This is a genomic window from Radiobacillus kanasensis, from assembly GCF_021049245.1.
Lineage (GTDB): Bacteria > Bacillota > Bacilli > Bacillales > Amphibacillaceae > Radiobacillus > Radiobacillus kanasensis.
Map to the genome: position 1 here is coordinate 1,869,120 of NZ_CP088020.1, position 12,777 is coordinate 1,881,896.

Annotated in this window: 11 protein-coding genes, 1 other RNA gene and 1 other annotated feature; of the genes, 9 read left to right on the forward strand and 3 right to left on the reverse strand. The window is 39.6% G+C overall.

The genetic code is table 11. The features are described from left to right. Positions 1-2: 2 nt before the first annotated feature. Entirely contained in the window at positions 3-617 is a 615-nt protein-coding gene (locus KO561_RS09680) for a YitT family protein (protein ID WP_231096896.1), read from the reverse strand. Positions 618-823: 206 nt separating this feature from the next. Then, positions 824-1,045: a binding site (T-box leader), on the forward strand. Positions 1,046-1,100: 55 nt separating this feature from the next. On the opposite strand from KO561_RS09680, the gene proB reads away from it, so the two are divergent. The 7 genes from proB to KO561_RS09715 all read left to right on the forward strand — a co-directional run bounded on the left by proB (position 1,101) and on the right by KO561_RS09715 (position 8,880). After that, positions 1,101-2,225 carry a glutamate 5-kinase gene (gene proB, locus KO561_RS09685; RefSeq protein ID WP_231096897.1) on the forward strand — a complete coding sequence of 375 codons (1,125 nt, stop codon included), beginning with the start codon at positions 1,101-1,103 and terminating at the stop codon, positions 2,223-2,225. After that, entirely contained in the window at positions 2,222-3,469 is a 1,248-nt protein-coding gene (locus tag KO561_RS09690) for a glutamate-5-semialdehyde dehydrogenase (protein ID WP_231096898.1), read from the forward strand. The genes proB and KO561_RS09690 overlap by 4 nt, the downstream gene beginning before the upstream one ends. Positions 3,470-3,580: 111 nt before the next feature. Next, positions 3,581-4,507 carry a manganese-dependent inorganic pyrophosphatase gene (locus KO561_RS09695; RefSeq protein ID WP_231096899.1) on the forward strand — a complete coding sequence of 309 codons (927 nt, stop codon included), beginning with the start codon at positions 3,581-3,583 and terminating at the stop codon, positions 4,505-4,507. Positions 4,508-5,556: 1,049 nt separating this feature from the next. Continuing rightward, a complete protein-coding gene (uvsE, locus tag KO561_RS09700; protein WP_231096900.1) occupies positions 5,557-6,522 on the forward strand; it encodes a UV DNA damage repair endonuclease UvsE in 966 nt (321 codons plus the stop codon). A 136-nt stretch (positions 6,523-6,658) separates the two neighbouring features. Beyond that, positions 6,659-6,952, forward strand: coding sequence for a rhodanese-like domain-containing protein (locus tag KO561_RS09705; RefSeq protein ID WP_231096901.1), 294 nt, complete (start codon positions 6,659-6,661; stop codon positions 6,950-6,952). A 30-nt stretch (positions 6,953-6,982) separates the two neighbouring features. Beyond that, entirely contained in the window at positions 6,983-7,903 is a 921-nt protein-coding gene (cysK, locus tag KO561_RS09710) for a cysteine synthase A (protein ID WP_231096902.1), read from the forward strand. Positions 7,904-8,109: 206 nt separating this feature from the next. Beyond that, positions 8,110-8,880 carry a DeoR/GlpR family DNA-binding transcription regulator gene (locus KO561_RS09715; RefSeq protein ID WP_231096903.1) on the forward strand — a complete coding sequence of 257 codons (771 nt, stop codon included), beginning with the start codon at positions 8,110-8,112 and terminating at the stop codon, positions 8,878-8,880. Positions 8,881-8,950: 70 nt separating this feature from the next. Here KO561_RS09715 and KO561_RS09720 read toward each other — a convergent pair whose 3' ends face one another. Together KO561_RS09720 and KO561_RS09725 are read right to left on the reverse strand one after the other, a co-directional pair. Continuing rightward, a complete protein-coding gene (locus KO561_RS09720; RefSeq protein ID WP_231096904.1) occupies positions 8,951-10,456 on the reverse strand; it encodes a glycine betaine uptake BCCT transporter in 1,506 nt (501 codons plus the stop codon). Positions 10,457-10,551: 95 nt separating this feature from the next. Next, positions 10,552-10,872 (reverse strand): hypothetical protein, encoded by a 321-nt coding sequence (locus KO561_RS09725; RefSeq protein WP_231096905.1) that lies wholly within the window; start codon positions 10,870-10,872, stop codon positions 10,552-10,554. Positions 10,873-11,173: 301 nt separating this feature from the next. Between KO561_RS09725 and ilvA the strand changes: the two genes are divergently transcribed. Together ilvA and ssrS are read left to right on the forward strand one after the other, a co-directional pair. Continuing rightward, a complete protein-coding gene (gene ilvA / locus KO561_RS09730) occupies positions 11,174-12,433 on the forward strand; it encodes a threonine ammonia-lyase IlvA (RefSeq protein WP_231096906.1) in 1,260 nt (419 codons plus the stop codon). 144 nt (positions 12,434-12,577) lie between these two features. After that, positions 12,578-12,768: non-coding RNA, 6S RNA (gene ssrS / locus KO561_RS09735), on the forward strand. The last annotated feature ends 9 nt before the right edge of the window (positions 12,769-12,777 follow it).

The window sequence follows — 12,777 nt, forward strand, 5'->3', positions numbered from 1 at the left end:
ACTTACGTTTTTAATTTTGTAAAGAAGGAGCGAAGCCAATGAAATGTACGCTTCTCTGTATGAATATCATCTACTACCTTGGTGGAAATCCATTGGCAGATTAATGCTTGTACAACTATTTCCCATGCGATAATGGATCCTGTTAAAACGAAGACAGAACCGTTAAATAGCAAGAGTGGTTTTCCAGGAGGTATTTCTCGATACTTCGTCACGATTAAAGCGAGTACACCCATACCTCCATTCGATACATTCTGCTTTAACAGCATACCAATTCCGTTTCCCAGAATAATGGCTCCGATTAATAAGTCGACCCAAACGTTGAAGGGAGATTCTATCACACTACAAATATGTACACTAATGGACGTTATCGTAATCGCGTACATCGTACCGATTGCACTTGCATTTCCTAACCAGTAAATAGCTACTACAAGTAAAGAAAAATTAACAATCCATAAGGCGAAACTGAGAGGTATATTAAACCAATAATTCATAAGGACCGCAATCCCTGCCGACCCTCCAGATGGAATAGAGTGAGGAAACAGAAATACAGCCATCGCTAATCCCTGTAATAATCCACCAGCTGTTACATATCCATATCTCTGCGCGAAATCAGACATAATCGTAAACTACTTTTTTTCTTATGATAAATGGAATCATCGGTTTCACCCCATACTTAAAATCAAATAGTTTGTCCTTTTCCAAGTGTATTAGAACAAGCTCTGTTTCATTACTAATGGGATCAATTGTTTGGACGCAAAAATAATGTAAAAACATCTTGACAGGGGAAAGCTCATAAATCATAATGATGTCTAACAATTCAAAATTCTTAGTGATGACAAGGACCAGTAAGAGGAGTTCACGTAAAAGAGAGTAAAACCCACCGGCTGAAAGGTTTTACATACGCCCTGAGCCTCTGAACCTATCCTTTGAACTGTTGAGCTCAAAACTCAACCGTAAACCAACGTTAACGGTAGGAGCGGATATGAATACGTATATTCATATCAACGAAGGTGGTACCGCGGATCTAACTCTTTCCGTCCTTTAGCACAAAACGTGCGAAGGATGGAAAGAGTTTTTATTTGGTTAAGGGAGTTGGAGGTATGGAAAAACAACGAATCGTTATTAAAATAGGAAGCAGCTCCTTATCAGGGGAACAAGGTGGATTGAGTGTAGCGAAATTAGAGCACTATGTAGCTGCGATTGCGGGATTAAGAGAAGCGGGGCATGAAGTAATACTTGTCTCTTCAGGAGCGGTTGCCGCAGGGTTTCGCTCACTTGGTTATCCTAGTCGTCCGGTTACGATTGAAGGAAAACAAGCAGCAGCAGCTGTTGGGCAAGGCTTGCTGATTCAAGCTTATACAACCGCCTTCCATCAGTATCAAATCGTCTCTGCACAACTTCTGTTAACGAGAGATTCTTTTGCTCATAAACGTCAATACAGCAACGTATTTACAACATTATCGGAATTAATGAAGCGTTCTGTTTTGCCAATCATTAATGAAAATGATTCCGTGTCGATTGATGAGCTAACCTTCGGAGATAATGATATGCTTTCCGCCCTTGTTAGTGGACTGATGAATGCGGATCACCTTTTCTTGCTGACAGATATTGATGGTATTTATCCAGCCGATCCACGAACAAACTCTAAGGTCCAACGTTACGAGTATTTACAAACGATTTCTGATGACCTTATCCAATCGATGGATCATCATGTTGGAAGTAAAGTTGGCACTGGGGGAATGAAATCTAAACTTCTTGCAGCCAAAACAGCAATATCCCTAGGGGTACAGGTCTTTGTAGGGAATGGCGACAACACGTACGACTTTCAGGACATTTTGGCAGGGAATGGGTGTGGAACCTATATGGGGGTACAAAAGGAACAAGGTGTCCGAAAACCGAAGCAATGGATTGCCTTTCATTCGGTTATTCAAGGTTGTTTAATCATTGATACCGGGGCAGAAAGAGCCATATCTATGGAAGGGAAAAGCTTACTACCGGCCGGCATACAAGAGATAGAAGGACATTTTATGGCTGGAGATGTAGTCGAAGTACGTAATATCGATAACGAGATTATAGCAAAAGGTCAAGTCAGTTATTCGTCAAAAGAATTACAGGCAATAAAAGGTTTACGTAGTAAAGATGCCATGACTCAGACGAATCATTCCAAAGCGGAGGTTATTCATCGTGATCAGATGGTGGTATTACGAAAGGAGGGGCTAGTATGAATGAATTAATACAAAAAGCTAGTCAAGTAAGGGAGGCAAGTCAACAACTCAACGAGGCATCGACTGTTCAAAAAAATGAAGCACTTTCTTTCATTGCATCACAAATACGACAGGAAGTAGCTTACATTTTAGAAGAAAACCAAAAGGATATTGAAAATGCTAGAAAGGAAGGAATACACGAATCTATTATCGATCGAATTGCCCTTTCGGATCAGCGTCTAGAAGATATTGCGAAGGCAGTTGAACAGCTTGTTGAACTGGATGATCCGATTGGAACTATTATAGAAAGCTGGGAACGTCCGAATGGGTTAAGGATTGAAAAGCGATCGGTTCCTATTGGGGTCATCGGTATGATTTATGAGGCAAGGCCAAATGTGACGGTCGATGCAGCAAGCCTCTGTCTAAAAACTGGAAATGCCGTTTTGTTAAGAGGAAGTCGTTCTGCTATTCATTCCAACACTGCTCTCGTGCATGTGATGAAAAAAGCATTGGAGAAATCATCTTTACCAGTAGCGTCTATAGAGCTACTAGAAGATACGAGTAGAGAATTAGCATCTCAAATGTTTCGCTTGACTGATTATATCGATGTGTTAATACCTAGAGGTGGCAAGCAACTAATCAAGACGGTAGTGGAGCAGTCTTCTGTTCCTGTGCTAGAAACTGGTGCGGGAAACTGTCATATTTTTGTAGATGAAAGTGCAGATGTTAAGATGGCAATCGACATTATAATAAATGCGAAAACCCAACGACCATCTGTTTGTAATGCCTTAGAAACGGTCCTAATCCATGAGAATTGGGCGAAAGAACATCTCATTGAGCTAGTCCAGCAGCTTCAATCAAGAGAGGTGGAAGTGCGAGCAGATGAAAAAGTACGCCGTATAACTCCGCAGGTTGTCGCTGCCACGGAAGAGGATTGGGAAACCGAATTTTTGGATCTGATTTTAGCCGTGAAAGTTGTGACAGATATCGAGGAAGCTATCACCCATATCAATACGTATAGTACAAAGCATTCAGAAGCTATAATCACAAACGATCATCACAATGTGAGTCGGTTTTTCGCAGCTGTTGATGCGGCTGCTTTGTACCATAATGCATCCACTCGCTTTACCGATGGTTTTGAGTTTGGCTTTGGTGCGGAAATAGGGATTAGTACGCAGAAATTACATGCGCGTGGTCCTATGGGGTTAGCAGCACTGACGTCTTCGAAATATACAATTCATGGAACGGGTCAGATCAAACAGTAAAAAATAATCGAATAGGATGAGAGATTGTCCCTTATTATGGTAAAATAAGGAGCGGAAACACAGATGCATTGTCAAATTAATCATTAATAGAGAAGGTAAGGAGTTTTCAAGATGGAAAAAGTACTCGTATTTGGACACAAAAACCCGGATACTGACACAATTTGTTCAGCTATTGCGTATGCAGACTTAAAAAACGAATTAGGTATCCAAGCAGAAGCGGTTCGTCTAGGAGAAGTAAGTGGGGAAACACAATATGCCCTTGACTATTTCAAGGTAGAAGCACCTAGATTGGTAGAGCGTGTTTCCGATGAAGCGAAAAACGTGATTTTAGTAGACCATAATGAAAAACAGCAAAGTGCAGACGATATTGACCAAGTCAAAGTATTAGAGGTAATTGATCACCATCGTATCGCAAATTTTGAGACAAGTGATCCATTGTATTACCGTGCAGAACCAGTTGGCTGTACAGCTACCATTTTAAACAAGCTTTATAAAGAAAACGGTGTAACGATTAAAGAAGACATTGCTGGATTATTACTGTCCGCCATTGTTTCCGATTCTTTATTATTTAAATCTCCAACATGCACAGATGAAGACGTTCAAGCGGCGAAAGAACTTGCAGCAATTGCAAAAGTAGATGCGGATAGCTACGGATTAGACATGTTGAAGGCTGGGGCAGACTTAAGTGATAAAACACCAGAGCAATTAATTTCTCTAGATGCAAAAGAATTCCAAATGGGAGATAAAAAGGTGCAAATCGCTCAAGTGAACACAGTGGATACAGATGAAGTGTTATCGAATCAGAATGCTTTAGAAGCGGCGATGAACTCTACGATCCAAGATAAGGGTCTTGACCTGTTCTTACTGGTTGTTACAGATATCTTAGCCAATGATTCAGTGGGTCTTGCATTAGGAAATGAAGCAAGTGCTGTAGAAAAAGCATTTGAGGTTTCTCTAGATAACAATAAAGCATTATTAAAAGGAGTAGTCTCTAGAAAGAAACAAGTAGTCCCATTCTTAACAGATGCTTTAAAATAATTAGCTTAGAGGCTGGAAAAAAAGTGTTTTAATTGTTATAAAATCCGAACAAGATTTCAAATTTGATTAGAATTTGAATCAGTTCGGATTTTTCTTTTTAGGGTGCTTTGGTCTAATAATATATAGACTCCGACGTAACAAATTAATAAAAGATACTACAAAACCATCGGTTTAGTGACTGCTCGGTGTATGTACGATGCTGATTTCCGTTGCGGGCAATCGCGGGCACGGCCTCAGCCAGGCTGCTACATCGAATAATCATCTTTGCTGCCTTGCACCGAGGAAGCTTACTTCAAAGCGTTACTAGAAGACGCAGGTGCATCTTTCGGGGTCTTCAACTCGTGCTGCTCCCGCTGGAGTCGATTACCCTCCACTCCAATCAACATACTATATAAGGTAGACAATTATTTAATGGTCCTGCGAAGAAGGTTATAGCCAGACGGGACACCTGTCCACTGTAACTTTCCACCTTGTTATAACATGTATAAGGGCATTTGTTCCTTTATTCAAGCTTAAGGAACATTTGTCTTTGCGTTTCTGTAATTATAAAGGATTGAATATCAGCGCCCTATCAAACTGTCACCTTTATAAAAATAGCGACTGAATGATCACAATCAACTTGTTTTATTTTAGCAATGCTCTACATTAGTATCGGAAAACCATACCTGAGCGTAGGCAGAATACGGAGACTCCTGCGGGAACAGCACGAGGTGAAAGCCCCGCAGGAAGTGGGTTTCTTCTGAGGAGATTGAGGCCGTGCCCGCGGAAAGCGGAGTATTCTGCCGGAGCGCCGGCATATAGTTATATAGTTTCACCACTTATGTCGCAGTTTATATCAATTATGAATGCAGAACCAAACCTTGAGAAGTAACTTTACTATTCCGTACTACATTCGTCTATATAGAGGTAAGTAATAGTTTTCCCAGCCGCTTTCAGAATTTCCTGGGAAAGCGCAGAAAGGGACATCGTTTGATTTTTATCTACAGAACAAGTAAAACAGGGGACTTTAGTACACTCTAAGACCATTAAGATAGAAGGAGTGTGTCATTTTGACTCTTTTTCGATTAGGGTATGTTTCGATGAGTGTTCAAGTAGAGAATTGTTCACCATCTCAGACGGTAACGTGGAAAAGTTTCTCAAACATTTCAGATCGAGATGCGGCTATCGGTAAAGTCCGAAGTGTTGCACAATCAAACATTGAAAATTGTTTGCGCTTACTAAAACACAACAACGCGAATGGAATCAAATTTTTTCGGATGAGTTCTCGTATAATTCCCCTGGCAACCCATGAGGAATTAGCGGATTGGGATTATAAAGCAGAACTAACGCCATTTTTTCAAGAATTAGGGGGTTATGCGAGAAAGAAAGGCATGCGAGTGGGTTTTCATCCTGATCACTTTGTTGTGTTAAATACACCGAAGAAAGAAGTACTAAAACAATCTATTTATAATTTGGTTTATCATTACAACATGTTGGCGGCGATGGGAGAGGAGCCTGTACATAAATGTGTCCTTCATATTGGAGGTAGCTATGGAAATAAAGAAGAATCGTTAGAGCGTTTTATTGAAAATTGGGCAAAAATTTCTCCTCGTATTCAAAACACGGTTATTCTCGAAAATGATGATAAAACGTTTAATGTGGAGGATGTCTTATATCTATCCGAGAAATTAGAAGTACCACATGTTTTTGATTTACATCATCATGCGGCAAACCATAATGATTCGGATTGGACGAAGTATTGGGAAAGGATTGTAGATACGTGGAAGCATTCGCCTTCACCAGTTAAAATACACATTTCGAGCCCTAAATCTGAAAAGCAATTCCGTGCCCATGCAGACTACGTAGACTCTGAAATGTTTAGGCAGTTTATGAAAGAAGTAAGCGGGACTATCCCTCAAGTTGATTGTATGATTGAAGCGAAACAAAAAGATGCTGCTTTATTTAAATTAGTGGAGGACCTAAAAAAGGATCCAGATATCAAGTGGCATGAAGGTGCAGTCTTTGAAACTCAATAAATTAATCAAACGTTTGTTTAAATTTTATAAAAGATAATTGTTTCCCCTATCATAAGCACGATGGTTGTATTTAGAAGGACTCGTTGATATGATATGTACGATTTAGAAGAAACTTAAAAAAGGTTGGTTGATAAACATGAAAGAACTAAGTCCAGAACAAGTAGAAGCATTACTAGAAAATGACCAGTATGAAATAATTGATGTAAGAGAAGATGAAGAAGTGGCACAAGGTATGATTCCAGGTGCGAAGCATATCGTTTTAGGCTCATTAGAAAATAGGATGGACGAGTTAGATAAATCTAAAGAACAGATCCTCATTTGCCGATCTGGTAGAAGAAGTGAAATGGCAGCAATGCTTTTAGAAGAACAAGGATTTAAGACAACGAACATGGTCGGTGGCATGCTAGAGTGGACCGGAGAAGTAAAATAATTAAAGGTTATTCTAGAAAGGAGGGAAAGCATGAAAGTCGTACAAAATATGACCGAATTAATTGGGAATACCCCAGTAGTGAAGCTTAATCGGGTTGTTCCAGAAGATGCAGCAGAAATCTATGTGAAACTTGAAATGTTTAACCCTTCTCGAAGTGTAAAAGATCGTGCAGCTTCCAATATGATTAAACGTGCGGAAGAAAACGGACAAATACGACCAGGTCAAACCATCATTGAACCGACAAGCGGTAACACTGGAATTGGTCTTGCGATGGTTGCGGCTGCAAAAGGTTATAAGGCTATTTTGGTCATGCCGGATAATGCAACGAAGGAACGTATCAATCTTTTAAAAGCGTACGGTGCTGAAGTGGTCTTAACTCCAAGTAAAGATAAAATGCCGGGTGCAATTGAGAAGGCTAAGGAACTACATAAGGAAATACCGAATAGTATCATTCCACAGCAATTCGAGAACCCGGCGAATCCAGACATCCACAAGGAAACGACTGCAAAAGAAATTTACGAACAAATGGATGGAGAGTTAGATGCGTTTGTTGCAACTGCAGGCACAGGTGGCACCATCACCGGTACTGGTGAAAAGCTGAAGGAATGGATCGATGGTTTATATATTGCGGTAGTGGAACCAAAAGGTTCCCCGGTTCTGTCAGGTGGAAAGCCCGGAAGTCATAAATTAGTAGGAACTAGCCCAGGCTTTATTCCACTTATCTTAAATACGACTATTTATGATGAAATCATCCAAATTGGGGATGAAGATGCAATTCAAATGCTAAAAGACCTCGCTGCAAATGAAGGTTTATTTACAGGTTTATCTGGTGGCGCGGCCGTTTTTGCTGCCATTCAAGTGGCGAAAAGGTTAGGTAAAGGTAAAAAAGTTCTTTGCATTGCTCCCGACACGGGGGAGCGATATTTAAGTATGAATCTTTTCAATGAATAAGATCCTATGGTTTTTCTATAGGGTCCATACATATACTAGGGATTATCGATCTGAAAATAACTCATCTTTTAAAACCACCTCTTAAAGAGTAGTGGTTTTAATTGTGCTTAATTTTACTTATAATTACTTATTTTAGTTGCGTATTACCTATTTTATGCTTATAATTACTTATATACAATTGCATTTACTTAAAGGGGATGAAACCTTTGTATCAGGAAGAGCGATTAATCTCCATCATGAATTACTTAGAGCAACACAAACGTATTAGCGTAGAAAAAATTTGTGACTTATTTGAAGTTTCCCGTGATACAGCTAGACGTGATCTAGTGAAGTTAGAGGAACAAGGGGATATTGTGCGAACAAGAGGAGGAGCTATTTTCCCTACTTCTCCATCTCAACCAGTGGCTAATTATGCTAGGCGTTTGCAGGTTGGCTCAGATCAAAAACGTCAAATAGGAAAAAAAGCTGCTGATTTAATCCTGCCTGGAGATAAAGTTATTTTAGATGCATCCACAACCGTTCAGTCTTGTGCAGAGCAAATCGGTCCTGTCCCTTGCACGATTATTACAAACTCGATCAATCAAGCAGACATATTGTCATCCAATACAGTTGCTAACATTTTTTTATTAGGTGGAACCTTAGAAAAGCAACATCGCTTTTTATATGGTGCTTCGGTACTAGATAAGTTATCGAATTATTATGTTGATAAAGCTTTCATTGGAGTCGTGGGTATTTCAGAGCAAGGTTTAACCATCGCTCAGGAAGAGGATGGCATGGTGAAGAGGAAAGTGATTCAACAAGCCAAACAAGTTATTGTTTTAGCTGATTATACTAAAATTGGAGTAACTGATTTTTATCAATTCGCCACGTTAGATGAAATAGATTTACTGATTACAGATGAAACACCAGATAAGTATTTCACAGATTTATTAAAGGCGAACAACGTAGAGCTATTGGTGACCAATGACCACGTGTAGAATTTTGGAGATAATAGGCGTTACTCGAAAGAGGCGTGACTATTAGGGAATGGGTGGGGAAGAATCCAGGTTATCCTGGATTCTTATTTTTGCTTATTTTCTCTTTAGACAGTGCCTTAAAAAGCGATATAGCCATGACGATTAATATGACGGTAAAGGGAAGTGCGGATAAAAGAGATGCTGTCTGTAATCCTTGTAATCCACTACTTATGATAAGAACGACGGATATAGCCGCCATTAATACACCCCAGATAATTTTCACAAACATGCCTGGATTTAGGCTTCCTTTCGTCGTTAGCATGGCTAACACAAAGGTCGCGGAATCAGCCGATGTGATGAGAAACGTAAAGATTAGCAAAATAGCTAAAGTGGATAGGAGTCCGGTCCATGGAAAGTAATCAAACGTTTTAAATAGAGCGCTGGTCATATCCTTATCCACTGCTTCAGCAATATCTGTTCCGTTAAAAAGGTCAAGGTGTAAGGCGGATCCTCCAAATACCGCAATCCATATTATCGCAATTAAGGGAGGGACGATCAGAACACCTACGACAAACTCTCGAATCGTTCTTCCACGTGACACTCTTGCAACAAAGGAACCGACGAATGGAGACCATGCAATAGCCCATGCCCAATAAAAGACAGTCCAGTCTCGAACCCAAGTTCCGCCTTTATAAGGGGTTAAACGTAAGCTATATGCGATAAAGTCTTGTATATAATCTCCGATACCTAGTGTTAAGGTTTTTAAAATAAAAGCTGTTGGGCCTAAAAATAAAACAAACAGCATTAATAATAAAGCTAAGCCTAAATTCAAATTACTTAAATACTTAATCCCTTTATTTAACCCCGTTGTAGACGAAGCCAAATAAAGAACGAGTAAAATGACGGTGATAATGATTTGGACGGTTGCATTTTTGGGGACATCAAATACAAAGTTCATGCCACCGTTAATTTGCAGAATCCCCATTCCTAAGGAAGTAGCAACTCCCATTACCGTAGCAATGACAGCCAATATTTCAATGGTTTGTCTTAATGTCGTTTTCCCTTTTTCACCTATTAAGGGATTGAACGTTGTGCTGATCAACCCATTTTCTTTCTTTCTAAATTGAAAGTATGCGATGGCTAGTCCCACCAAAGCAAATACCGACCATTGATGAACGCCCCAATGAAAGAATGCGTAGTGCATGGCCAAACGAGCAGCTTCTGGTGTTTGTGCTGTTTCCCCAAGTGGTGGGCGAAAGAAATGACTTAATGGTTCTGCAATGCCCCAAAAGACAAGACCAACTCCAAAGCCTGCACTAAACAGCATACCAATCCAAGTGAAAAACGGATAGTCTGGCCTGGAGTCATCATTTCCTAATCTGATCTTACCGTATTTAGTAAAGGCCAAGAATAGTAAAAAGATGATAAAAAACATCACCGAAAGTAAGTAAAACCAACTAAAATTACTAGTCGTAAAACCGAATATAAGAGACGCTTGAGTTTCTAATGCCTTTGGAAACAATGCACCCCAGATCACAAACAGAGTGATAATTATCGCGGAAATCCAAAAAACAGGATTTTTTGAGTGATTTTTCATCAAAAGCCTCCTTCATACCAAACTAAGGATAGTATGGATGAAAACGACTTAACATATGTAAGGGATGGAGGTGAAAAAACCTCCTCCTCTTATAATTAAAATGGACCTGGTCCGAACCCGTATCCATAGCCATACCCTGGTCTAGGACGAGGTCTTGGTCTAGGGCGTGGACGAGGTCCAAATCCGTAGCCGTACCCGTACCCGGCACCAAATCCAGGACCGTATCCATACCCATATCCAGGACGAGGTCGACCTCCGTAACCATATCCACCAAATTCGTTTTCAAAAAGCTCTCCACCTAAATATCCTAGTCCTAATCCAACAAGGCCAGCTCCGACGGGGCCAAACCCTCCATATCTCTCGTCTTGTAAGTCAGCAGTTGGATAATATCCATTACCTACATAATGTTGATACATGTTTTTATCTCCTTTCTACGCTGTTCCCCCTGGGGGATAATCTATTGGGTTATGCATGATTATCATATGATACGGGACAAATGGTGAAACGGACATACACCTAGATTCTATGTGTATAATTATTATGAATAAAATTACATATCGTCTAATATTTATGTAAGTTAAAACAACAAACAAATAAAGCGCTTACATTATAGTGTAGTTAAGATTGCGATATTTTTTGAAAATTCATTGTTTTATATTCTATTCAATTGTGTTAGTATGAGTCTAACCATTTTATCGAAGTAGGAAGGGTAAACACATGAGTACAAAATTAAAATCCATCGATATTAAAGATGTTATTATCGCACATCAACATTTAAAAGATATTGTGGTTAAAACGCCCTTACAGCGTGACGCCATATTATCAGAGCGATTCGATTGTAATGTGTATTTAAAACGGGAAGACCTTCAAGTCGTCCGCTCCTTCAAAATACGTGGGGCCTATAATTTTATGCAGAGTTTGACGAAAGAGGAACTGTCAAATGGTGTTGTATGCGCTAGTGCCGGGAACCATGCCCAAGGAGTTGCTTATTCCTGTAAAGCTTTAGGCGTAACAGGCAAAATATTCATGCCGACTACAACTCCAAGACAAAAGGTGTCAAGAGTTGAATTTTTTGGTGGCCCATTTGTAGAAATTATTTTAACAGGGGATACGTTTGATGATTCTTATCAGGAAGCAGTAGCGTACTGTGACGAATACAATATGCAGTTTATCCATCCTTTTGATGACTACAGAACAATAACCGGACAAGGAACGATTGGTCTCGAAATATTGGAGAGCATTGATGAACCTATCTCCCACGTATTTATGGGAATAGGGGGAGGCGGACTTATTTCTGGAGTTGGCTCTTACTTCAAAAATATTAGTCCACACACTAAAGTAGTTGGGGTGGAACCTGCGGGAGCCGCAAGCATGCATCAGTCTCTACAGGCAGATAAAGTTGTACGTTTGGATAAGATTGATAAATTTGTAGATGGGGCCAGTGTAAAGCAAGTCGGTCAACTCACTTTTGAAATTGCTAAAGAGGTAATTGATGATATTGTTCTCGTTCCGGAAGGGAAAATTAGTACGACTATTGTAGATCTTTATAGTGAAAACGCAATCGTGGCAGAACCTGCTGGTACATTACCAGTGGCCGCTCTTGATTTCTACAAAGATCAAATTAAAGGAAAAAATATAGTATGTGTCGTTAGTGGTGGAAATAATGATCTCGATCGTATGCAAGAAATTAAAGAACGCTCTCTCATCTATGAAGGCTATAAGCATTATTTTATTGTGAATTTTCCTCAAAGGGCAGGCGCTTTGCGCGAATTTATGGATGAAGTATTAGGAGATACTGATGATATCACCCGCTTCGAATATACGAAGAAGAATAATCGCGACAAGGGTCCCGTATTAGTTGGCATTGAATTGAAGCATCGAAGTGATTATGAACCACTAATTAATCGAATGGACATAAAAGGCTTTTCTTATATTGAAATCAATAAAGACCAAGATCTATTTAATCTATTAATTTGATTTAAAGAGGTTGTTCAAAAGTCCGGTAAAAAGGACACGGCATTTTCTTTGCTAGCTTGCTTTTCACCCTCCTTTTTGAACACGCACTTAAGTATGGAATGAATTACCTGTTGAGAATCAAGCTGATACACAGTATGATAGTTATACAAGCTGCGATGTTCGTAATGTAAGTAAAGTTTTAACCTTTATACGGATATAGGGAGTTTTACATTAAATCAAGGATGACAAGCCTTCATGATGTAGAGGAAGTCAGAAATGATTTTGCGAACACCCACTTTAAATGAGTGGTGGTTTAAAACTTTCTTCATACAAGTTACGGCAATTGTGGCCTGTCTAATAATGAG